The organism is Cohaesibacter gelatinilyticus (assembly GCF_900215605.1).
GTDB classification, from domain to species: Bacteria; Pseudomonadota; Alphaproteobacteria; order Rhizobiales; family Cohaesibacteraceae; genus Cohaesibacter; species Cohaesibacter gelatinilyticus.
Map to the genome: position 1 here is coordinate 44,076 of NZ_OBEL01000008.1, position 23,413 is coordinate 67,488.

The window sequence follows — 23,413 nt, forward strand, 5'->3', positions numbered from 1 at the left end:
AAGAAAAAGGCGTGTTGCGAAATGCAGCACGCCTTTTGTGATTTTCTATCGGGGAGCGAGATTCTAGTCGCCGTCCCTCATAGCCCTGGAGCGTTTGGCCAGATCGCGCATCCCGCCAGCAAACAACGTGACATCAATGCCGGTGGCAACGAAGGTTGCCCCAATCTCCAGGCATTTTTTGATCAGGTCCTGATTGAGTGTCAGGATACCGCCAGCTTTGCCAGCAGCCGCAATGCGGGTCATCGCATCGATCACTGCTTCCATCACTTCCGGGGCCGCCGGGTTGCCAATATGACCCATGTCAGCAGCCAGATCAGATGGACCAATGAAGACCCCATCAACGTCATCGGTTGCCAGAATGTCATCCAGCGCTGCAAGGCCAGCGCGATTTTCCACCTGAAGCAGCAGGCAGATCTGCTTATCTGCACTTTTCAGATAATCAGGAATGGCCGCAAATTTGGAAGCACGAGCAAGGGCAGAACCGACACCACGTTTGCCAAAGGGCGGATAGCGCACGGCCCGCACCAGATCGGCGGCTTGCTCACCGCTTTCCACCATCGGGATGAGCAGGGTCTGCGCACCAGCATCCAGCACCTGTTTGATCATCCAGTCTTCGCCAATGGGAAGACGCACGACCGGATGGCTGCTTGAAGCTTCAATCACCTGAAGCTGAGCCAGAATGGAGCGCAGATCATTGGGTGCATGTTCACCATCAATCAACAGCCAGTCAAAGCCAGCCGTTGCAGAGATTTCGGCTGCATAAGGATCGGCCATACCGACCCAGCAACCCATTTGTGCCTTGCCTTCATTGAGGGCTGCCTTGAAGGTATTTTTCGGTGCAGGCATGAACTTATCTTTCTATTCGAACTGGCAGGTGACGGAACCGAAAGTGCCGAAGTCAGCATCAAAACGGCTGCCCGGCGTTGCCTCGATCGGCCGGATGAAGGAGCCGGACAGCACAATATCGCCAGCCCGGATGTGATCGCCATAAATGGCGAGGCGATTGGCCAGCCAGGCAACGGAAGTCGCCGGATCATCCAGCACCCCTGCCCCCAGTCCGGTTTCTTCCACCTCACCATTGCGTTTGGCGATGGCACCTGCCCAACGCATATCAATTTCACTTGGATCGAACCGCTCATTACCCAGAACAAGTCCGGCATTGGCGGCATTGTCGGCAATGGTATCGAAGACCTTGCGAATGGCACCGGTCTCTGCATCCTGACGCACGATGCGGGTGTCAAGAATTTCCAGCGATGGCGCAAGGCTCTCGGTCGCTGCAATCACTTCATCGCGGCCCACATCCGGCCCCTTCAGATCCTCTTTCATGATGAAGGCAATCTCAGCCTCGATCCGTGGCTGAATGAAGCGCCCTTTGGGAATGGTCGCGCCATTTTCAAACCGCATGTCATCAAACAGAATGCCACTATCGGGAATATCGATTTTCAATGCATCCTGCATGGCCTTTGAAGTCAGGCCAATTTTCCAGCCGATGATCTTGCGACCAGCACCCAGCTTGTGATCGACCAGCGCCGACTGCACCCGATAGGCATCTTCCATATCCATTTCAGGATTGGCCTTGGTCAGCAGACCGATCTGTGTGCCGGTCTTTTCCGCTTCAAACAGAGCATTGGCAACCGCAAAGACATCTTCTCTCATGCTCATTGTTCGTCCTCCACTCCGTTGATCAGGGTCCCGATCCCTTCAACCTCAATCTCGACCACATCGCCGGGTTTGAGATATTTCGGCGGATCAAAGCGAGCACCGGCACCGGTTGGCGTACCGGTGATGATGATATCGCCCGGCTGCAGGGTCATGAAGGTGGAGATATATTCGATCTCGCGGCGGATGGGAAACATCATGCGGCTGAGCACATCATCCTGACGCACCTCACCATTGACGCGGGTAATGATGCGCGCATCATCCAGTTGAGAGGCGTCTGTGAAAGGCACAAGCCATGGGCCGATGGAGCCGGATTTGTCCCAATTCTTGCCTTGGGTGACATTGAATTTGGCATGACGCACCCAGTCACGGATGGTGCCCTCATTGCACAAGGTAAGCGCCGCAATATGATCATAGGCGTCAATCTGACTGATCCGGCGACCACCCTTGCCGATGACGATGGCAACTTCACCTTCATAATCGAGCGTATGGTTTTCCGGTGGGCGGATCAGAGGGCGATTATGGCCGGTAAAACCGGAAGCAAAGCGCGGGAAGAGCGACATATATTTCGGCTGAGTGCTGCCATCCTTATATTCGGCATTGCGATCCGGGAAATTCACCCCCACGCACAGGATACGCGGTGCGCTCGGCATCACCATTTCATAATCGAACTCGGTGTGAGTGACGGCGCGATCTTTGGCTGCTTCCACCAATTGCTCCAGCGCACCAGCGGCAACAACATCATAAAGCGTTGGCCATTGCGCAAAGTCCGGAGACAGGGCAATCGCCCCATCATCCGTGATGGCACCATAAAAGGTTTCGCCCTTGGCGGTATAAGTTGCAATGCGCATTCAAGCCTCCTCGGCGGCATCGATCCCGCCCATGCAGAGATATTTTAATTCCAGAAAAGAACAATGAATCAATAGTGTAGCTTCAAGCCAGCGAGAAGCTTGCATTCACCTGACCGGTGCCGGAGCTACCAAAGTAAGGCGTATGGATTTCGCAAGAACCTTTATAGTCTTCCCAGCCAAGAGCCCCGAACAGCAGAGCCGTATCGACCATGCCGCATTCGCCTGCGCAATTGGCAGCATAGGCAGGCAGCATGTCGAGAAATTCTTCCCAGCGCCCTTCCGCCCAGAGATCCAGCACACGCAAATCCATCTGACGATTGAATTCGCCATTCACCTTGTTCAGGTAATCGCTGGAAATCTCATTGGGAGCAAAAGCATGGCTAAGAGAACCAGAGGCATAAATCGCAACCTTGCGGTCCGACTTGGCAATCGCCCGTGCAATGGCTTCCCCGGCAATGCGGTTTTCCTCAATGGACGAGAATTGGTTGGCCGCCATGGGCAACACATTGGCAATCGGGCCTTCATTAATGAAATGCATCGGCAAAAGCGTGCCATATTCCACACCAAGGTCAGGCTGGTTATGAGCCATGGCTTTCAAGCCGGTTTCCTGAATTTCCTTGACCACCAGATCCGCCAGATCCGGTGCTCCGTCATAGCCATATTCCATATCTGCCAGCATATGTGGCAATTCATGGCTGATGAAGCGGCCTTGATGGCGGGGTTTGGAATTCAAATGGAAGCCCTGATTGACGATCCAGTGGGTATCGAAAATCAGAAATGTATCGACGCCCGCTGCCAATGCTTCTTCGCGAAGTTTGGCAAAACCATCGATGGCATTTTGGCGAATGCCCTTATGCTGAGGCATGGTATGCGACATCCAGATGGATGGAACATGCGTAATCTTCGCCGCCTGTACAATCTCTCCCATCTTTTCCTCCCTGTTTTGTCTCTCAAAAGCCTGATGCTTGCCGACCCTTTATTCCTATAGACGAGAGGGAAGATATCTCCCCTCTCGAATAAGTTTTGGATCAAGCGCCAAGCTTTGGAATGGAATGCTCGCCAAGTGCGAAGGCGATATTCTTCTGCTCCATGTAGAATTCAAAGGACCAGTCACCACCATCGCGACCGATACCGGACGCTTTGACCCCACCAAATGGTGACGGCAGATGGCGCACATTCTCCGAGTTCACCCAGATCATGCCAGCTTCCAGCTTGTCAGTGAAGCGGATGGCACGGGTCAGATCGTTGGTCCAGACATAGCCGGAGAGGCCATAGTCAACACCATTGGCGATTTCCAAGGCCTCTTCCTCGGTCTCGAACTCGATGGCGGTCAGGAATGGACCAAAGATTTCTTCCTGAGAAACGCGCATGTCAGGCTTTGCATTGGTGACAAGGGTCGGAGCAACGAAATAACCCTCGTTACCTATACGCTTACCACCTGCTGCAATGGTTGCACCATCTTCCTTTGCGATATCGAAATAGCTGGTCACCTTGTTGAAATGCTCTTCATGGATCAGCGGACCGACTTCGGTCTTTGGATCCAGAGGATGACCCACACGGATTTTCTTCACCCGCTCGATCAGCTTTTCCTGAAATTCCTTGGCAACAGACTTCTGGATCAGCAGACGCGAAGAAGAGGTACAACGCTCACCATTCAATGAGTAGATCATGAAGATCGCGGCATCCAGAGCGCGGTCAAGATCGGCATCTTCAAAGACCACGACAGGGTTCTTGCCACCCAGTTCGAAATGCACGCGCTTCAGGGTATCTGCGCCTTGCTTCATGATCAGGGAACCGGTGCGGCTCTCACCGACAAAGGCAATCGCCTTGATATCAGGATGCTCGGTCAGACGCTTGCCTGCATCTTCACCAAAGCCGTTGACCAGATTCCAGACGCCTTTCGGCAGACCTGCCTCATGGGCAATCTCCGCCAGAATGCGAGCGGTCAGTGGAGAGAATTCCGCAGGCTTGTGCACCACAGTACAACCTGCCGCCAGAGCCGGAGCGATTTTCCAGGTGGACAGCATGAAAGGCGTGTTCCACGGAGTGATGACGCCGACCGGTCCGATTGGTGTGCGGGTGGTGACATTCATCAGGGTCGGAGACTGCAAATTCTGACCATCACGTGCCGAGGATACCTTGTCAGCAAAGAAGCGGAAGTTGGCCGCGCCACGCAGGGCCGCCTTGGACATGAAGCGATAGGCCTGTCCGGTATCCCAGCATTCACAAAGGGCGATTTCTTCGGCGCGCTCTTCAATCAGCTCGGCAATGCGGATCAGGATAGCCTTGCGCTCTTTGGCAGGCATATCACGCCAAGCGGGAAATGCTGCCTTAGCGGCTGCGGCTGCTGCATCCATGTCAGCAGCATCTCCCTTGGCTACCTGGCAGATCAGGCTATTATCGACCGGAGAGGTCGTATCAAATCTTGCGCCATTGATGGCTGGACGGCTTTCACCATTGATCAGATTTTCAATCCCTGATGTTTTGAAGCGGTCCAGATAGCCTTCAAGCTTTGCAATATGGGTCTGTAGATCTGACATTATTGGTCACCTTCCAGAAACTGACGTATTGAATTCTTCTTCGGGCTTAATTCGGGATCGATGTCACGCATTTCCATCGATAGAGCCAATGGCATCTCTTTCATCAGCGGTGCCAGATAGGCGCTGGCCGCTTCAAAGATCTGCTCCGTTGCGGCTTTGCGCACTTCCAGAGTACGCCCACCACGCAAGCGAACAGAGATGTCGATATAGGCCCTGTTGTCCTCACCATCGGCAATGGAACAATGGCTCGCTGCAAAGGCCCTCACCCGAATGCCTGGCATGGGAAAAACACCGGTTTGCAAACCCACTTCCCGCAGGTGGTTGCAAAAGTCTGCCATATCCATCCGGTCTTCCAGATTGGGTGAGTAATCGATGCAGAAATGCGGCATGAATGCCTCCCCTCACGCGCGTCTTATTTTGAAGCGGATTCTTTTCCGAAAGGTGCTTCAACCTTTCGGGAATACGCAATAAAATTAATTATCATGTTAAGTAATAAAATTTAACATGTCAACATTATTGGGTATTTTTTTGAAAAAGCCAATTGCTTGCGATCTTAAATAACAGGTGGATGTCTACGAGCCGCTCTTGCACCCCATCTGGAATGGCTCCATAAAGGGATATGAGCGAAAAACCAGACATACAGCCACTCGCGGACGGCAGTGTTCGCCACACCTCACGAGCCTTGCCCATCGCCCTGTTGCGCGCCCGGGAAACCGTGATGATTCCCATTCGTGAGATGCTGAATGAGAATGGCCTGACCGAACAGAAATGGCGCATTCTGCGGACCCTGGATGAATGTGGTGAAATCGAGCAAACCCAGATTGCAAGAGAAGCCTGTTTGCTGCTACCAAGCCTGACGCGCATTTTGCGTGGCATGGAGGCCGATGGTCAGATTTCTCGCAAATCCGATGAAGTGGATCGCCGGCGGACGCTGGTACAGATCACGCCACTTGGCCGGGATCTCCTGATGCATAACATGCCGACCAGCAATCAGATTTATGAACGCATCGAGTCTCAATATGGCCGTCAGAAACTCGAAACCCTGCTTGATCTTCTGGAAGAGCTGCAAGATCTCAAGATCTGAAGTCTCGTAACTGATCCCGGCAAGGTGTTGGAAGGAACAACAAAGCTTGCCGGGATCAATGCGTTTAAAGAAGATCAGCCGCTTACGGCTTTCAAACCAGTCTCCAAAGCGGAGATGATCTTCTGACAGTCTTGCGAAGTGACAACCAGCGGCGGTGACAACAGGATATTGTTGCCGGACACACGCACCATCACCCCATCTTCATAAGCAGCTTTCTGCAGAACCACCGGTAGATTCTTATCGACGGGCTTCTTGGTCGCCCGGTCAGAGACCAGCTCAAGGCCAAGCATCAAACCTTCACCACCGCGCACATCACCGACCAATTCGTAGCGTTCCATCAAACCTTTCAGCCCGGCATGAAGTTCATCACCACGCGCCGCTGCATTTTCATGCACACGCAGACGTTTGATTTCTTCCAGACAGGCAATACCAGCTGCTGCCCCAACCGGATGGCCGGAATAGGTATAGCCACTATCAATGGAGGCTTTTCCGCTAACGTCTTTCTCGAAGACATCAGCAACATGGTCTGAAATCATGACCGCACCAAACGGGAAATAACCATTGGTAATCGCCTTGGCTGTACACATGAAATCAGGCTTCACGCCCCAATGACGCGCACCAGACTCCGTGCCTGTCCGTCCAAAGGCGGTGATAACCTCGTCGGAGATCAGCAAGATGCCATGCTTGTCGCAGACTTCGCGCACCATCGGCATGAAGCTTTTATGAGGCGGAATGACACCCCCTGCTCCCAGTACCGGCTCCATGATCATGGCTGCAATGGTATTGGCACCTTGAAAGGCGATCTCATCTTCCAACGCAGCCACACAGAGCTGCGCCAGTTTGGCCGGATCACTCTCATTGAATGGATTGCGATAGGTGTAAGGTGCCGGAATATGATAACAGCCCGGCAACAATGGCTCATAGGAATTGCGGAATTTACCATTGCCGTTGACACTGGCAGCACCGGTATGCGTGCCATGATAGCCTTTCTTGAGGCTAAGATATTTCACACGGCCAGCCTCGCCGCGGATCTTGTGATATTGCCGTGCGAGACGAAGAGCAACCTCGACAGAATCCGAGCCCCCGGAAGTAAAGAAAGCGCGAGACAAACCATCTGGGGCAAAGAATTGCGCCAGCTCGTAGGAAAGCTCGATCACCTTGTCATTGGTGGTGCCACGAAAGGTCGAGTAATAGGGCAAATCATTGAGCTGATCTGCAATGGCTTTTTTGACTACATCGCAGGAATAGCCAAGATTGACATTCCAAAGACCACCAACCGCATCAATCACCTTGTTGCCATCCACATCGATGATGGAAACACCCTCACCACCGGTCAGGATGGTTGGCAGATTTTTCTGGCTATCAGCCGGATGCGCCATGGGATGCCAGACATGGCGGGCATTATTCTCTTTCAGAAAATTGGAATCTTTCATATTTTCTCCTCCGGCTGCAGGCCGAGATGGTCCAGCGCCTCTTGATAGGATTGGGCCTGGGCCATTACGCCGAATTCAACGCAGCACATGCTGACAGCTTGCGCGCCGATAATGTTGCGATGCTGGTCATCGACAGAATTCAGAACAAGGGACTGGTTCACATCAGGCATTCTTCCATTCCTCCAATAGAGCGACAGGCGTGATCCCGCCCCATTCCTTGGTCAGTTGCTGCGAGGCTTTCCTCAAGGCAACTTCGATAATGCCAATAAGCTCGGCATCCAGTCGGCTGCTCGGTGTGGCAACGGCCACCGCTCCAATCGCGGTTCCCTTGGCATCAAAAATCGGGGCGGCAATGCCATAGACTTCTTTTTCAAACCCGTCGCGAGAGCGGCCAAATCCGGTTTGGCGCGCCTCTGATATCTCCGAGCGCAGCACTTCGGCGTCCGTTACGGTCTCGGAAGTGAAACTTTCAAACGGCGTTTCCAGCCATTCGTTCAACGCGCCCGACTGCTGAAAGGCCATCACTGCCTTACCTGAGGCCGTGGCGTGAAGAGGCAGACGCACAGCCGGGTCAATCATCACGCGTGTGCCATGTTTCAGGGTCTCTTGCTGCGCGATGGTGCTCAAGGTTTCCCCTTCCAGCATGGAAAGATGCACCGTCTCGGTCGTGGTCTCACAAAGAGCGGCAAGAATGGGACGCGCGGCCTCTTGGGCTGGAAAAGTCTGTTCGCGCACATTGGCAAGACGCAGAACAGCGGGGCCAAGACGATAGGTTTTGCGTTCCATATCCTGTTCAAGAAATCCCATTTCAACAAGTTCGGTCAGCAAACGCAGAACCGTTGCCTTGTTATGACCGGTAAGGCGCGTGAATTGGGTCAAACCAATTTCCGGCAAATCATTCGAGAAGTAATCCAGCAACTTCAATGCTTTACTTACCGTTCCCATTTTTACCTCCCGACATTTTGAAAAATAAAATCGCTGTTCTCATACAGAAAGCTTGACAGAAATTAATTCACATCGCAACATAAAAAATAAATCAATGGTTCAAATAATGAACCAATAAGAAAAACGAAGTCACCGATTATCTTGTCTAGAGGGACGCAAAATGAAAAAAGCTCTCAATCTCCTCACAGCGCTCAGTATGCTTGCTGCAACCGGTTTGGCTGCAACCACACCAGCTCAAGCCGAATATCCTGAAAAGCCTGTTTCCTTCATCGTGCCGTGGCCCCCAGGTGATCTGGAAGATGTCCTGACCCGCATCATCGCAGATGAGTTTCAGGCCACCTATGGCGTGCCAGCTGCCGTGGTCAACAAGCCCGGCGGCGGCGGCGGCCCATTCCCGGGTGCGGTCTCTGTGGCAACGGCTCCGGCTGATGGCTACACCATCGGTTCCTTTGTGGTCGACGTTCCTGTCTCAGGCCCTGTTATCGGAATTCCGGAATTGTCCCCAAATCCGTTTGAACCAATCGGCGGCTTCATGACCTATCCGTTCGTGATTGTCGCAAAAGGGGATGCGCCTTACAGCAACTGGGCTGAATTCTCCGAATATGCAAAAAAGAACGAAGTCACCCTTGGCCATTTTGGTGCGCCCCTGCCTCCAACCCGCATCACGCTTGCTGCTGCCAAAAAATCCGGCTTTGACTTTGGCTCTGATGCTGCCTTTGACGAGTTGACCTGCAATACGCTTGCCTCAGGCGATGCTGATGTCATCAACACCACCATCCAGCTGGTGCTGCCGTGCCTGAAAGACGTGAAGGTCCTTGCTTCCATTGGTGAAGAACGCATCAGCCTGACCCCTGACGTTCCAACTGTCGCGGAACTCTTCCCGGAACTGAATGTGTCGCTTTGGAATGGCCTTTATGTCCGCAAGGGCACCCCGGATGACGTGCGCGAGAAAATTGCTACCGTTGCACAAAAGGCTCTGAAATCTGAGAAAGCTCAAAAGCTGATCAAGGAAACCGGTGTTCTGATCTATTGGAACAACCCGGAAGAAACCAACAAGGTCCTCGAGAAGCATACCGGCATTCTTGCCAATATCGACAAGCTTCTGGACGAATAAGTTCCCTGGAGCCGAGAAGAAGCCGATCTGACCCTGCATCCATCTGCAGGGATCGGCTTCTTTTCACACATTGCGAACCTGCCGACTGACCATCGGCAGAACGGGCTATTGCATCACATAAAAGGATCGGCACATGTCGCGCATCAAGACATTGCAGGAACTTTTCAAGCGCTATCGCAGGCCGGGAGATATTGTCTTTGCAATTCTCTTTTGCTTCTTCTCCTTCTTCCTGCTTTCCCAGCTTGAATTTCAGACCAAATGGGTTGCCCGCACCAAGCTTTATGCGCAACCAAGTTTCTGGCCTGCTGCCTCCATTTTGGGCATGACCATCTTTTCGGTCCTGCATTATATCGGCTCGCTCTGCTCTCCGCGCATTGCTGGCCGTTGGACCGAGGTCTGGTTCTGGCTGCGCTCTGCGGAATATGTGCTCTATTTCCTGATCTATGTCGCTCTCGTTCCATGGCTCGGCTATCTGCCCTCCACCATGGCTTTCGCGCTGTTTCTAGCCTTGCGTGTCGGCTATCGATCCAGGCAGGCCATCCTCAGTGCAGTGGCCTTCGGCATGGGTGTGGCAATCATTTTCCGGGCTTTTCTTCAGGTCAAAATTCCATCGGGTGAGCTTTACAACCACCTGCCTGATGCCGTGCGGGCCTTTGCCCTAACCTATTTGTGAGAATCATCATGGAACAATTGCTTTCCGGCTTTATCATTCTCGCTCAATGGGAAGTGTTGATCGCACTGCTGATCGGCTCTGTTGGCGGCGTCATCATCGGTGCCATCCCGGGGGTGGGTGCCCCTGTCGCCATCGCCATCCTGCTGCCCGCCACCTTTTCCTTTGAGCCTATTGTCGGCCTGACCTTGCTACTTGGGATCTATGGCTCTTCCATGTATGGCGGCTCCATTCCGGCCATTCTGATCAACACGCCCGGCACAGCAGTAAACGCGCTGACCACCTATGACGGTTACCCCATGACCAAACGTGGTCAAGGACATCGCGCGCTATCGCTTGCTTATTCCGCCTCTTTCTTCGGCGGCATCTTTTCTATTCTATGCCTGATCATTCTCTCTCCTGTTCTGGCCTGGATTGCGCCGCATTTTGGCTCTCGAGAGATTTTTCTGGCAGCCCTGATGGGCATCATTCTGGTTGTCCTGGCCCATCGTGGACAGGTCTTGGCCGCCGGCATGCTGGCCTGTTTCGGTGTCTTCCTCTCCACCGTCGGGCTGGAGCCGGTCAAATATACCAAGCGCTTCACCTTTGATCAGACCTGGCTCGGCTCCGGTATCGATCTGATCGTCGTGGTGCTTGGCCTGTTCGCCATCTCGCAAGCCCTTCTGTTGTTGATCGACAAGGAACATGCGCCAAAATCCACCCATGTCGAGGGCAATCTCTTCTCCGGCCTGAAAGAGCTTTTCGGCATCAAGCGTGTCGCAACCGCCGCCTCAAGCCTTGGCGTTTTGATGGGTATGATCCCCGGCGTTGGCGAATTCACCGCCCAGTTCCTGTCCTATACCTATGCGCAGAAAAGCTCGAAAGATCCGGACAAGTTCGGCAATGGATCCCCGGAGGGTCTGGTCGCCTCTGAAGCCGCCAACAATGCGGTACCCGGCGCAGCCATGATCCCGCTTCTGGCATTGGGCGTTCCAGGTGAGGCCCTGACCGCGATGATGCTATCGGTCTTCTATGTCCATAATGTCATTCCCGGTCCGCAATTGTTCGATACCAAGCTCGACTTCGTCTTTGCGCTCTATATGGCATTGCTGCTGCTCAATATCTTCGTGATGATCTTCCTGCTTTTCTCAACCAATTGGCTCTTGAAGATCATTCAGATTCCGACCCGGTTCCTCGGCGTGATGATCATCATCCTGTCCTTTGTCGGCGTTTATAGCCTGCGCAATTCCATGACCGATTGTATGCTGGCTGCTGGCTTTGGTGTCTTCGGCCTCATATTGAAACGGCTCAATCTGCCGGTCGTTCCGATCATTCTTGGCATGGTGCTAGGCGGCATCATGGAAACCAAGTTCAGGACAGCCATGGCCCGGGTGAAGAACCCGTTGGATTTCATCGATCGGCCCATCGCTGCCATCCTGTTCGTGATGATCCTGGTCATTCTGGTGGCACATGTGCGCACGGTGATGCAGGAGCATCAGATGAACAAGCAAAATCATGATGATCCGGACGATCATGTCGGTCCGGAAACCTCCACTCAACAAGGCTAATCTCATGCTGCAACAAGAAGCAATTGATGCCGTCCGCGGCCAGACCCTCGCCCCGCGTGGCCATTTCATCGATGGCCGAAGCATCGCCTCAGACAGTGGGGATGTTCTGGATATCATCTCCCCGATTGATGGCGCGATCCTCACGTCCGTTGCTGCGGGCAGCAAGGCAGATATGGACCGCGCGATCACGTCCGCCCGCTCAGCTTTTGAAGATGGCCGCTGGTCGAAAATGGCTCCGGCGCAGAGAAAAAAGATCCTCATCAAGCTGGCCGAACTGATCGAGCGCGACGCATTGGAACTTGCCGTGCTCGGTGTCCGCGACAATGGCACCGAGATCAACATGGCCTATAAGGCGGAGAGCTTGTCCGCCGCCGGCACCTTTCGCTATTATGGCGAGGCAATTGACAAGATTTATGGTCAGATTGCCCCCACCGCCAACTCCGTTCTTGGTCTCATTCATCATGCCCCCGTCGGCGTGGTGGGAGCCATTGTGCCCTGGAATTTCCCGCTGATGATCGGTTCCTGGAAGATTGCACCTGCGCTCGCTGCAGGTAACAGTATCGTCCTGAAACCGGCTGAAAGCGCCTCCCTCTCCCTGCTGCATCTGGCCAAATTGGCCTCGGAAGCAGGTGTCCCTGACGGGGTCTTCAATGTCGTGACAGGCAAGGGAAGCGTAGTTGGCGAGGCCATGGGCCTATCCATGGATGTGGATGTTCTGGTCTTTACCGGATCTGGCGCAACGGGTCGACGTCTTCTGGAATATTCCGCCCGCTCCAATCTCAAGCGCTGTTATCTGGAACTTGGCGGAAAGTCACCAAACATCATTTTCAATGATGCTCCAGATTTGGCACAAGCCGCCAAGGTCTCTGCCGCGGGCATTTTCCGCAATTCCGGTCAGGTCTGCGTGGCCGGGTCCCGCCTTCTGGTCCAAGAAGACATTCACGATGACTTCGTTGCTGAAATGAGCCGCCATGCCAAGGACTTCAAGGTCGGCAATCCCCTTGATCTGAGCAGCCAGATTGGGGCTGTACATAGTCTGTCCGAGCTGGAAGCCAATCTGCAATTCGTGCAAACGGCGCAAGAGGAAGGCGCGCAATGTGTGGCTGGTGGAAAGCGGATCCTTTCGGAAACCGGTGGCTACTACATGGCCCCAACGGTCATGAGCGGCGTCAAGGTAGAGGACAATCTGCACCAGAATGAAGTCTTTGGCCCGGTTCTCGCCGTCACGCCTTTCAAAGATGAAGCAGATGCCATCCGCATTGCCAACAGCACCGTTTATGGCCTCTCTGCCGGTGTCTGGACATCCAATCTCTCCCGCGCTCACCGCATGATCGAGGAAATCAAATCCGGTGTCATTCACGTCAACACCTATGGCGGGTCGGACCTGACCGTGCCCCTTGGTGGCGTGAAGCAATCGGGCAATGGTCATGACAAGAGCCTGCATGCCATGGACAAATATTTCGATCTGAAATCCGCCTGGATCCAGCTTTAGAGGGCATGCCGATGACGCTGTCAGCAAAATCTCAAGATCTCTTGGACCGGCGCGCAAAATTGCTCGGCCCCAATGTCTCAACCTTCTATGACGAACCCATTCATGTGGTCAAAGGAGAAGGCGTGTGGCTATGGGATGCCGACGGGCGCAAATATCTCGATTGCTATAACAATGTGCCCCATGTGGGCCATTGCAATCCGCGCGTGGTGGAAGCAATCCATCGTCAGGCCAGCACCCTCAATGTCCATACCCGCTATCTGCATGAAGGCATTCTGGATTATGTCGAGCGGCTCACCTCCACCTTTGATGACAGCTTATCGACCGCCATCATGACCTGCACCGGGTCCGAGGCCAATGACATTGCCCTTCGTATGGCAACGGCTGTGACCGGCAAGCGCGGTGTCATTGCAACGGACGCCACCTATCATGGCAACACCACTGCTGTCTCCCAGCTATCACGCAGCAATGTGCCGGGTACTGGCATCGGCGATCATGTGCGTTTCGTACCAGCGCCCGACAGCTATCGCCCTCTTGGCAGCGAAGGGGGTATGGCGCATGCCGAGCTTTTTGCCGAGAAGCTGCGCGAAGAGATCGAGGCGCTTGAGAAAAGCGAATATGGCTTTTCGGCGTTCATTCTCTGCCCCTTTTTCTTGAATGAAGCCTTTCCGGATCTCCCGCAGGGCTGGCTGAAATCAGCCTTTGACGCCGCACGCAAGGCTGGTGGCCTGATCATTTGCGATGAGGTGCAGCCGGGCTTTGGTCGTCTGGGCAGCCATTTCTGGGGTCATCAAAAACAAGGTGTTATGCCGGATATCGTGACCATGGGCAAACCCATGGCCAATGGCCATCCGGTCGGCGCGGTTGTCACACAAACAGACATCATAGCGGCGTTTCGAAAGTCCTTTCGTTACTTCAACACCTTTGGTGGTAATCCGGTTTCCTGCGCTGCTGCCATGGCCGTTTTGGACGAATTGCAAGACCGATCCCTGATGGACAATGCCCACACTGTCGGAGCCTATGCCAAACAGCGCCTGCTGGACTTGCAGGAAAAGCACGAACAGATCGGTGATGTCAGAGGCAGTGGCTTGGTCTTTGGCGCGGAATTGGTGCTGGATCGTGGGACCAAGGAACCGGCTACAAGCTATGCAAACAAGCTGGTGAACGAGATGCGCCAGCGTGGCATCATCCTGTCCAAGCTTGGACGGCATTACAATATGCTGAAGATCCGCCCACCCATGCCATTCTCTAGGGAAAATGCTGATCTGCTGTTTGATCACCTGGATGAAGTGCTGGCAAGCCTGCCGATGGATGCGCCCTCATGAATGGTGTAGTGAAACCGGCCCACACCGCTCCTGATCTGGCTGTGATTGTCAAAGCAGCTCTTACCGAATGGGACTTGATGGGCGCCGATTATCATCTGGTGGCAGAGCGAGAAAACAGAGTGTTTCAGGTGCGGCATAAGAACGGCACTTTTGCGCTTCGTTTGCATCGCCCCGGCTATCGCATTGATGCGGAGTTGCGCTCCGAGCTGAGCTGGATGCGGATGCTGTCTGATCAGGGTCTGTTGGTGCCAACACCGCAGACCACCAAGAATTGTCAACTTCTTTGCACCATCGGTGGATTTCAAATCGATTGTCTGAACTGGTTGAATGGCACGCCTCTGGGTAAGACAGGCCATCCCATAACAATTGAAAATCTGTCTGAACGCATACTCAGCATTGGGCGCGATATTGCTCTCCTTCATCACCATTCCGATGCATGGGCACCGGATGCCGATTTCACACGCTGGCATTGGAACCAGAACGGATTGATCGGCGAGCAGCCGGTCTGGGGGGCATTCTGGAAGAACCCTGACCTAACAGCATCCCAGCGCGATCTGTTTTTGGAAGCAAAAGCCTTCGCCAATCAGCGGCTGAGCAAGTATCACACATCGCTGGATTACGGACTGATCCATGCTGATCTGGTGCGCGAGAACATTCTGCTCGGCGAGCAAGGCACCCAATTCATCGACTTTGACGATGGAGGATATGGCTATCGCCTGTTCGAGCTGGCAACCTTGCTGTCGAAATTGACTGACAGAGATGATTTCGAACAGCTGAAAGCCGCTCTGCTGAATGGTTACAGGCAAGTGAGACCGATCGATACCGCCTTGCTTGATCTCTTCATGATGATCCGTGCGCTGACCTATCTCGGCTGGATCATTCCGCGATTGAGCGAACCGGGAGGGACCGCTCGCAATGCCCGCTTCATCGCAACAGCAGGGCATTGGGCACGAAAGATTATAGAATAACGCTTTGGCAAAGCGTTGGGAGGACGCAATGAATGACAAGGTAATTCTCATTATCGGGACATATGACACCAAGAATAATGAGCTCGATTATATCGCATCCAAGATCCGCGATCAGGGCGGCAAGGTTCTGACCATGGATGTCAGTGTGTTGGGTGACCCGGTCGAGCCAACGGACATCTCCAAGCATGATGTGGCAAAGGCCGGTGGCATGACCATCGAACAAGTTATTGCCCAGGGCGATGAGAATAAGGCCTTCCGCGTCATGTCCCGTGGTGCAGCCTCCGTTGTGCTGGAAGCCTATATGGCCGGGCGCTTTGATGCGATGATTGCCCTTGGTGGCACCATGGGAACCGATCTGGCGCTGGATTGCGCGCAAGCCCTGCCCATGGGTGTGCCGAAATATATTGTCTCCACCGTCAGCTTCTCCCCGCTCATCCCGCCCCATCGTCTTGCCGCTGACATTCAGATGATCCTTTGGGCCGGTGGCCTCTATGGCATGAATTCCATCTGCAAATCCTCCCTCTCCCAGGCAGCCGGGGCCGTGCTTGGTGCAGCCCGTGCGGTGGAAATGCCAGCCCGTGACAAGCCGATGATCGGCATGACCAGCCTTGGTTCTTCTTGCCTTCGATATATGAAAAGCCTGAAACCCGCTTTGGAAGAACGTGGCTTTGAAGTGGCTGTCTTCCATTCCACCGGCATGGGGGGCATGGCCTTTGAAAAGCTGGCACGAGAAGGCGCCTTTGCCTGCGTGATGGATTTCTCCATGCAAGAATTTGGCAATATGCTGGCGGGATCCTTGGTCTCCAGCGGCACTGATCGACTGACCAATGCCGGAGCCTCTGGAACCCCGCAGCTTGTTGCAGCTGGCGCGCTGGATTTACTCGATTTTGCAGGCTGGCAGGAAATCCCCGAACAATATCAGGATCGCCCCTTCCATGAGCATAACCGACTGATCAAGAGCGCCGTCTTCAATGCAGAGGAACGCCGTCAATGGGTGCGTGAACTGGCCAACCGCTTGAAAGAGGCCAAGGGCCCGACCCACTTCTTCCTCACTGCTGGTGGCGTGGAAGAATGGGACCGCGAAGGTCAGGAAGCCCATGATCCGGAGGGTCTGGCGGCTCTGATTGATGAGGCCCGCAAGGTCATACCAGCCGCCTCTGAGATGAGTGATCTCGAGTGCCACATCAATGATCAGGCCTTCAGCGATGCAGTGCTAGCCAAATTCGATGAATGGCTAGCAAACGGAACCGTCAAATCCGCCATTTAATAAGCCAGCAGGGAAGCGCCCGTGCTGGCGACGATGCCCCGGGCGCTTGGCTTTGAGCGAAAGGAAGAAAGCAATCCAAAGGGTCGTGCTGTTTAAAGATGGTTGAGAAGCGCAACCTAATATGACACTAATTGTATGTGTAAATTTCCAGAATGAGTTCCCGCCCTTCAATCAAGTGTCCTACCATGATCAGACTCATCTCTTTCTTCTGCATCAGCTTGTCTCTGGCGATTGTTGCCAAAGCCGAACGCGCCTTTGTCATTGATGGAGACACCATCATCATTGGCGACATAACCCACCGCCTGCATGGCATTGATGCTCCGGAAGAAGGGCAATTATGCAAGGCGGGCAAAGACGGTAATTGGCCATGCGGAAAAGCAGCCACGGATGAGATGGTTCGATTGTTGGCAGGTGGAACAGTTCGCTGCCAATCTCAAGGCAATGACGGCTATGGACGCGAAATATCCATCTGTTCGCTGAATGGAAAAGAGCTCAATCACCATCTGGTCCGCCAAGGTCTGGCCTGGGCATTCAGGAAATATTCCAACGACTATATCGAAGAAGAAGAGCAGGCCAAATCCGAGGGCGTCGGCATTTGGCGCACCCAAAGCGACCCTGCATGGGCCTATCGGGAAGAGAAATGGCAGCACGCCATTCAGGCCAGACCGGATGGCTGCCCGATCAAGGGCGACATTTCCGAGCAAGGCCACATCTATCACGTGCCATGGTCACCCTGGTATTCCGAGATCGAGATCAGCGAAGCCAAGAACGAGCTTTGGTTCTGCACCGAAGCGGAAGCCATTCAGGCCGGTTTCCGCGCGCCCATCTGGCGCTATCAACCCACCCATTAGATGACTGATATCATGATGATCTGATCAGACCGCTATTTGGCGAACTTTGGCATCTGATTGATGAGGGTTTGCGAATAGCTATGTTGTGGTTGTTCGAACAGAGCTTCCGTCTCCGCTACCTCCACAAGATCCCCATGGCGCATGACGCCGATGCGGTCGCACATCTGACGAATGACCGGCAGATCATGGCTGATGAAGAGCAGCGTCAATTTCAGCTCATCCTGCAAATCTTTCAGCAAATTGAGAATCTGGGCCTGGATGGAGACATCCAATGCGCTGGTTGGCTCATCACAAATCAGGAAGCGCGGGCGCGTTGCCAAGGCTCTTGCAATGGAAATGCGCTGCCGCTGACCCCCTGAAAACTCATGCGGATATTTGCGTGCAGCATCCTTGCCCAAACCCACCAGCTCCAGAAGATCCATGACAACCTCATTGCGCTCTTCCTTGCTGGAGGCCAGCTTGTTGACAATGATCGGTTCTGCAACGATTGAGCTGACTTTCATGCGGCCATTGAGGGAAGAATAGGGATCCTGAAACACCATCTGAATGTCACGCCTCAGATCATCCTGTCGTCTGGCCCCTTCCTTGCCGATCAGGTCCTGACCCGCAAATCGCATGGCCCCACCGCTGGCTGAGTGAATGCCGGTGATGACACGGGCAACGGTCGATTTGCCCGATCCACTTTCGCCGACAAGACCAAAGGTTTCCCCTGCCTTGACGTTGAAGCTGATGCCATTGATCGCATCAAGATATTTTCTGTTGCGCTTGAAGAAGGCTTTCTGCACCACAAAACGCTTATGCAGATCGCTCACTTCCAGCAAATTGACCTGACTGGTATCGAACGCATCCCCCTGCCCCAACCAATGGCTCTGAAGGTCAAAATTCTGCAAGGCATTGCCATCGCTCTCTTCAATGGCAACCTTTGGAAAGCGGTCAATCTTCCTGTTGGATGGCGGGACAGCTGCAATCAGGGAACGGGTATAGGGCTCCTTCGGATCGCTCATGATCTGCTCGGTATCACCCACCTCAATCAGACGGCCGCGATACATCACGGCGACACGATCAGCCGTTTCGGCAATCACACCCATATCATGGGTGACCAGAATGACCCCGAGATTGCGATCCCGGCACAGATCCTTGATCAGTTGCAGGATCTGCGCCTGAATGGTCACGTCCAGCGCCGTGGTCGGTTCATCCGCGATGATCAGTTCCGGTTCCACGCACAGTGCCAGTGCAATCACCACGCGCTGACGCATACCGCCGGAAAATTGATGCGGATATTGCTTGATGCGCACGGCCGGGTCGGGAATGCCGACCTGATCAAGCAGATCCACCGCCCGCTTTCGTGCGTCCTCGCGCGAAATATCGAGATGGGTGAGAATGGTCTCCATCAATTGATGCTCGATGGTCTCGATCGGATTGAGCGAGGTCATCGGATCTTGAAAGATCATCGCCACGCGCTTGCCACGAATACAGCGATAATCGGCCTTTGAGAGCTGATCAATCCGCTCTCCATGCAACAGGACTTCGCCTTGCACCATCTTGCCGGGCGATTGCAACAGACCCATCACGGCATTGCCGACGGTCGATTTGCCTGCGCCGGATTCCCCGACCAGGCCAAGGATTTCCCCTTCCGCGACAGACAGGCTGACATCATCGACCGATGTGAAGACGCCGTGACGACCCGGAAATTCCACCCGCATGTTTTTGATATCCAAGAGTGTCATATCAATCATCCAATTTCGGGTTTAGGGCGTCGCGCAGCCAGTCACCCAGCAGGTTTACCGACAAGGCAAGCAGCAACAAGGTGACAGCCGGGAAGAAGAGGATCCACCATTCGCCGGAGAAGAGATATCCTTGCCCGATGCGGATCAACGTCCCCAAGGAAGGCTCGGTTGGCGGCGCGCCAATTCCAAGGAAACTCAAAGTCGCCTCGGCAATGATGGCCAGTGCCAGTGAGATGGTGGCAATTACCAGCACAGGCGACAACACATTGGGCAGAATGTGAAGAAAGATGATCGCCGTTGGCTTGCGTCCGACAAGAGCCGCCGCTTCGACATATTCCTTTTTCTTCTCAACCAATGCAGCACCGCGCACAACGCGGGCAAACTGCACCCAGTCAGACAGACCGATGGAGATAATCAGAACCCAGATGGCCACCTGATCGCGCATGTCAACAGGTGTGAAACCCTTGGCAATGCCGAAGATCAGCATCGCCACCAGAATGGATGGAAAGGTCAATTGGATATCAGCAATGCGCATGATGAAGGCATCCGTGCGACCGCCTACATAGCCGGCCACCAGACCTGCTACCACGCCAATGACCATGGCGAACAGAACGGCAGCAAAACCGACAAAGAGCGAAATCCGCATGCCATGGAGAATGGTCGAGAAGACATCCCTTCCCTGATCGTCCGTTCCGAACAGGAAGACATCCTGCGTGAACTGGTTTGGCTCCATCGGTTTGGAGAAGCCATTCATCAGATTCAGCGAGGCCGGATCAAACGGATTGTGAGGCGCAATCAACGGCGCAAAGACTGCTGACAACATCAGCAACAGCGCAACAAAAGCGGAAATCATCGCGACCGGGCTTTGGCGGAAAGACCAGAACAGATCGCTATCAATGACACGTTTCAACATAGCCATGGGTCAGTCCTCCTTTCCATCGCGCAGGCGCGGATCAATTGCCAGATAGAGCATGTCGACAATGAAATTGATGCCCACAAACATCACCGAGATCATCATCAGATAGCTGGCCATGACCGGGATATCGACAAACTGCACGGAATCAATGAAGAGCAGCCCCACGCCGGGCCATTGGAAGACCGTCTCGGTGATGATGGAGAAAGCGATGATGGAGCCGATTTGAAGACCTGCCACCGTGATTACCGGTATCAGCGTATTCTTCACGGCATGGCGGAAATTGATGGTTTTTTCGGTCAGCCCACGAGCCCGTGCAAAGCGGATATAATCCTGCTTCAAAATCTCGGACATCTCGGATCGGACCAGGCGCATGATCAGCGTCATCTGATAGAGGCCAAGGGTGATGGCAGGCAATATCAGCGCCTTGATCCCCGACCATGTCAAAAGCCCCGTCTTCCACCAGCCAAGATCCACGACCTCGCCGCGTCCAAAGCTGGGCAAGATGCCAAACTCGACGGCAAACACATAAATCAGCAAAATGCCAATCAGGAAGGTCGGCAGGGAAACCCCGATCAGGGATGTTGTCAGGATGGTTGTCGTGATGAAACCCTTGCGATTGATGGCGGTATAGATACCCAGCAGGATCCCCATCACCATTGCCAGCGCAGCTGACACCATGGCCAGTTCCAATGTCGCGGGCAAGCGTTCCAGAATGATTTCAAGAGCGGGCCGTCCCTGACGATAGCTGACCCCCATATCTCCCTGAAAGGCTCCGGAGAGAAAGTTCCAATATTGAACAACAAAAGGATCGTTCAGACCGAGCAGCTCTCGCAAACGCTCGACGTCCGCTTCCGTACGTTCCTGTCCCAGCAAATTGTCGATGGGATCACCAACAAAGCGGAACATGCCAAATGCAACCAGCCCCACGGCGAACAGAACCACCACGGATTGCATCGCACGTTTTAGGATATATGAAATCATGCGGCTTCTCTAAGTGCCCGATTTGAAAGGCTCATTAAGCCTTTCAGGCTGCTTCACCAGCCCTCTCCCCCTCCCAAACCGCCACAGAAAGTACCTTGGGGGTACCATGACGGGTGGTTTGGGAGGGGGAGGGCTTGGTTCAGGACTTCCAAATCAAGTTCCAAAGAACGCGCATCCCGGCATGGCAAGAACCATCCGGGACGCGCATCTGATTATCGTAAGCTTAGTTCACGCGAGCCCAACGCAGGATGAAGAAGTTATCCGGACGCTGTGTCAGTGTCACATTGTCCCGAATTCCCCATACCAGCGGCTGAACATAAAGCGGCACATAAGCATGCTCTGACTGATAGATGGAAACCACTTCATCAATCATGGCCTGACGCTTTTTGTCATCAATCTCGGACTGAATCATTGGCAGCAATTCATCAACCCTGGCATTGGAGAAGCCGCCAAAATTCCAGGAACCCAGCTTCTTTTCCTTGTTTGGTGTGGTGACCAGGAAGCGGACAGGATGCTCATGGTCGAGCGTTCCCGGAGACCAACCCAACAGATACATGTCGTAATTGTCGCCACGCAGCTCAGGCCAGTAATTTTGCACTGGCATTGCATCCAGCTCAGCCTTGATGCCGATTTGCGCCAGCATGCCGGTCACTGCCTGACAGACAGCCTCATCATTGAGATAGCGATTGTTCGGGCATTTCAGACCAAAAGAAAAGCCATCCGCATATCCGGCATCAGCCAAAAGCTTCTTGGCCCCTTCAGGATCATAAGCTGTGCGGGCTGCATTTGCTTCTGAATATCCACGCATGGCAGGACTGACCAGCTGGCTGGCAGCTTCAGCAGACCCACGCATGATGGTTACACGGATGGCATCAACATTGATCGCCTTTGCAACTGCCTCACGAACGCTCGCATCCTGAAACGGGTTTTTCTTGCCAGCATCAGACGTATATTTCAGCTCAGCATGGTCATGGCCAAAACCAAGCATGATCACACGGGCTTCAATCCCGCGGATGACCTTGGTTCCACCTTTGCCATCAATACGAGCGGCATCCTGAATTGGAACCGGATTGATCATGTCGACTTCGCCGGACAGCAAGGCAGCAACAGCAGTTGCCGGATTGCTGATCGGGGTAAAGGTGGCCTCGGTGATGTTATGCTCTGCCTTGTCCCACCACTTCTCGAACGGCTTCAAGGTCGTGGACAGACCAGCCTGACGATCGGTCAGTTTGAAGGCACCGGTGCCATTGGCATTCAAGGTGGCAAAGTTGCCTTTTTCCTTGTCCGGACGGGCTGCATTATTGGTTTCGGCCCACCCGGAATCCATGATCATCCAGTTTGCAATTGAATCCGGGAAGATCGGGTTCGGAGCCTTGGTCATGATATCGATGGTGTAATCATCAACCACCTTGACGTCAGACACAGGAGCGAACCAGCTGCGGGTATCTGACTCTTCAGCAGATGCACGCTGATAGCTGAAAAGAACATCTTGAGCGTCGAAATCACTGCCATCGTGAAATTTCACGCCCTTGCGAAGATTAAAGCGCCAGCCTTTACCCTCACCAATAGGTTCCCAGGATGTGGCCAGAGCAGGTTCAATCGCCATATTCTTATTGCGGCGAACAAGGCCTTCATACACATTGTTCAGAAAGCCCAGTACGGGCGCTGAATTGACGGCATGAGGGTCCATCGTTTGTGGATCCGTTTTACCCGCCCAGCGGAAAGTCTCGGCATTTGCAGTCCCTGAAATCAAAAGAGACGCCATTGCGATTAATATCGATCGTTTCATAGAAACCCACCTGTTATTACTAGTAATTTCCGGTAAGTAGTTTCCTGAGGTTATGACAGCTTTTCATTGAATACCAGCCAATAACACGACGAAAGTTGGAGCCTCCCGGGAAAGATCTTCTCTCACTCATCACCAAGAGAGCAAAAGATTTCGCATCATTTATCATGGTTCCGGATACCTGAATCACCCTGCATTTCTGCGCTATGGTTGTTCCATTGGGATTGTAAAAAACAAACCGGGTCCGTAGATCGCTGATT

Annotated in this window: 22 protein-coding genes; 9 read left to right on the forward strand and 13 right to left on the reverse strand. The window is 53.6% G+C overall.

Annotated elements, in window-relative coordinates; all coding sequences use genetic code 11:
- Positions 1–63: 63 nt before the first annotated feature.
- The 6 genes from hpaI to CRO57_RS22455 all read right to left on the reverse strand — a co-directional run bounded on the left by hpaI (position 64) and on the right by CRO57_RS22455 (position 5,439).
- A complete protein-coding gene (gene hpaI, locus CRO57_RS22430; RefSeq protein ID WP_097155766.1) occupies positions 64–846 on the reverse strand; it encodes a 4-hydroxy-2-oxoheptanedioate aldolase in 783 nt (260 codons plus the stop codon).
- A 12-nt stretch (positions 847–858) separates the two neighbouring features.
- Positions 859–1,662: a 2-oxo-hept-4-ene-1,7-dioate hydratase gene (gene hpaH / locus CRO57_RS22435; protein WP_097155767.1), complete on the reverse strand. Its 804-nt coding sequence runs from the start codon at positions 1,660–1,662 to the stop codon at positions 859–861.
- Positions 1,659–2,510, reverse strand: coding sequence for a fumarylacetoacetate hydrolase family protein (locus CRO57_RS22440; protein ID WP_097155768.1), 852 nt, complete (start codon positions 2,508–2,510; stop codon positions 1,659–1,661). The genes hpaH and CRO57_RS22440 overlap by 4 nt, the downstream gene beginning before the upstream one ends.
- Positions 2,511–2,592: 82 nt before the next feature.
- The gene (gene hpaD, locus CRO57_RS22445; protein ID WP_097155769.1) at positions 2,593–3,438 is read right to left on the reverse strand and encodes a 3,4-dihydroxyphenylacetate 2,3-dioxygenase; all 846 of its coding nucleotides are present in this window, start codon (positions 3,436–3,438) and stop codon (positions 2,593–2,595) included.
- 100 nt (positions 3,439–3,538) lie between these two features.
- A complete protein-coding gene (hpaE, locus tag CRO57_RS22450) occupies positions 3,539–5,050 on the reverse strand; it encodes a 5-carboxymethyl-2-hydroxymuconate semialdehyde dehydrogenase (protein WP_097155770.1) in 1,512 nt (503 codons plus the stop codon).
- Complete coding sequence (locus CRO57_RS22455) at positions 5,050–5,439, reverse strand: 5-carboxymethyl-2-hydroxymuconate Delta-isomerase (RefSeq protein ID WP_097155771.1); 390 nt, start codon at positions 5,437–5,439, stop codon at positions 5,050–5,052. Before CRO57_RS22455 ends, hpaE begins: the two co-directional genes overlap by 1 nt.
- A 230-nt stretch (positions 5,440–5,669) precedes the next feature.
- Between CRO57_RS22455 and hpaR the strand changes: the two genes are divergently transcribed.
- Positions 5,670–6,134 (forward strand): homoprotocatechuate degradation operon regulator HpaR, encoded by a 465-nt coding sequence (hpaR, locus tag CRO57_RS22460; protein WP_097155772.1) that lies wholly within the window; start codon positions 5,670–5,672, stop codon positions 6,132–6,134.
- A 74-nt stretch (positions 6,135–6,208) separates the two neighbouring features.
- Here hpaR and CRO57_RS22465 read toward each other — a convergent pair whose 3' ends face one another.
- The 3 genes from CRO57_RS22465 to CRO57_RS22470 are packed head-to-tail and all read right to left on the reverse strand — an operon-like array spanning position 6,209 to position 8,512.
- The gene (locus CRO57_RS22465; RefSeq protein WP_097155773.1) at positions 6,209–7,567 is read right to left on the reverse strand and encodes an aminotransferase class III-fold pyridoxal phosphate-dependent enzyme; all 1,359 of its coding nucleotides are present in this window, start codon (positions 7,565–7,567) and stop codon (positions 6,209–6,211) included.
- The gene (locus tag CRO57_RS24840; protein WP_170956217.1) at positions 7,564–7,737 is read right to left on the reverse strand and encodes a hypothetical protein; all 174 of its coding nucleotides are present in this window, start codon (positions 7,735–7,737) and stop codon (positions 7,564–7,566) included. Before CRO57_RS24840 ends, CRO57_RS22465 begins: the two co-directional genes overlap by 4 nt.
- On the reverse strand, positions 7,730–8,512 hold the full coding sequence (locus CRO57_RS22470; RefSeq protein WP_097155774.1) for an IclR family transcriptional regulator: 783 nt from the start codon (positions 8,510–8,512) through the stop codon (positions 7,730–7,732). Before CRO57_RS22470 ends, CRO57_RS24840 begins: the two co-directional genes overlap by 8 nt.
- Positions 8,513–8,672: 160 nt before the next feature.
- Here CRO57_RS22470 and CRO57_RS22475 point away from each other — a divergent pair, with 160 nt between their 5' ends.
- The 8 genes from CRO57_RS22475 to CRO57_RS22510 all read left to right on the forward strand — a co-directional run bounded on the left by CRO57_RS22475 (position 8,673) and on the right by CRO57_RS22510 (position 17,743).
- Positions 8,673–9,626 (forward strand): tripartite tricarboxylate transporter substrate binding protein, encoded by a 954-nt coding sequence (locus tag CRO57_RS22475; protein ID WP_097155775.1) that lies wholly within the window; start codon positions 8,673–8,675, stop codon positions 9,624–9,626.
- A gap of 133 nt (positions 9,627–9,759) precedes the next feature.
- Positions 9,760–10,299, forward strand: coding sequence for a tripartite tricarboxylate transporter TctB family protein (locus CRO57_RS22480; protein ID WP_097155776.1), 540 nt, complete (start codon positions 9,760–9,762; stop codon positions 10,297–10,299).
- A gap of 8 nt (positions 10,300–10,307) precedes the next feature.
- Complete coding sequence (locus CRO57_RS22485) at positions 10,308–11,843, forward strand: tripartite tricarboxylate transporter permease (RefSeq protein WP_097155777.1); 1,536 nt, start codon at positions 10,308–10,310, stop codon at positions 11,841–11,843.
- Between the two features lie 4 nt (positions 11,844–11,847).
- Complete coding sequence (locus CRO57_RS22490) at positions 11,848–13,335, forward strand: aldehyde dehydrogenase (protein WP_097155778.1); 1,488 nt, start codon at positions 11,848–11,850, stop codon at positions 13,333–13,335.
- 11 nt (positions 13,336–13,346) lie between these two features.
- Positions 13,347–14,657: an aspartate aminotransferase family protein gene (locus CRO57_RS22495; RefSeq protein WP_097155779.1), complete on the forward strand. Its 1,311-nt coding sequence runs from the start codon at positions 13,347–13,349 to the stop codon at positions 14,655–14,657.
- Entirely contained in the window at positions 14,654–15,625 is a 972-nt protein-coding gene (locus CRO57_RS22500; RefSeq protein WP_210200981.1) for a phosphotransferase enzyme family protein, read from the forward strand. The genes CRO57_RS22495 and CRO57_RS22500 overlap by 4 nt, the downstream gene beginning before the upstream one ends.
- A 28-nt stretch (positions 15,626–15,653) precedes the next feature.
- Complete coding sequence (locus CRO57_RS22505) at positions 15,654–16,892, forward strand: Tm-1-like ATP-binding domain-containing protein (RefSeq protein WP_097155780.1); 1,239 nt, start codon at positions 15,654–15,656, stop codon at positions 16,890–16,892.
- A 185-nt stretch (positions 16,893–17,077) separates the two neighbouring features.
- The gene (locus CRO57_RS22510) at positions 17,078–17,743 is read left to right on the forward strand and encodes a thermonuclease family protein (protein WP_097155781.1); all 666 of its coding nucleotides are present in this window, start codon (positions 17,078–17,080) and stop codon (positions 17,741–17,743) included.
- A 32-nt stretch (positions 17,744–17,775) separates the two neighbouring features.
- Here the strand turns inward: CRO57_RS22510 and CRO57_RS22515 are convergent, their stop codons facing one another.
- From CRO57_RS22515 to CRO57_RS22530, 4 genes are all read right to left on the reverse strand, one after another.
- Positions 17,776–19,470, reverse strand: coding sequence for an ABC transporter ATP-binding protein (locus tag CRO57_RS22515; RefSeq protein ID WP_097155852.1), 1,695 nt, complete (start codon positions 19,468–19,470; stop codon positions 17,776–17,778).
- A 1-nt stretch (position 19,471) separates the two neighbouring features.
- The gene (locus CRO57_RS22520; RefSeq protein ID WP_097155782.1) at positions 19,472–20,389 is read right to left on the reverse strand and encodes an ABC transporter permease; all 918 of its coding nucleotides are present in this window, start codon (positions 20,387–20,389) and stop codon (positions 19,472–19,474) included.
- Positions 20,390–20,392: 3 nt separating this feature from the next.
- Positions 20,393–21,367: an ABC transporter permease gene (locus CRO57_RS22525; protein WP_097155783.1), complete on the reverse strand. Its 975-nt coding sequence runs from the start codon at positions 21,365–21,367 to the stop codon at positions 20,393–20,395.
- Between the two features lie 223 nt (positions 21,368–21,590).
- On the reverse strand, positions 21,591–23,156 hold the full coding sequence (locus tag CRO57_RS22530; RefSeq protein WP_097155784.1) for an ABC transporter substrate-binding protein: 1,566 nt from the start codon (positions 23,154–23,156) through the stop codon (positions 21,591–21,593).
- Positions 23,157–23,413 lie beyond the last annotated feature (257 nt).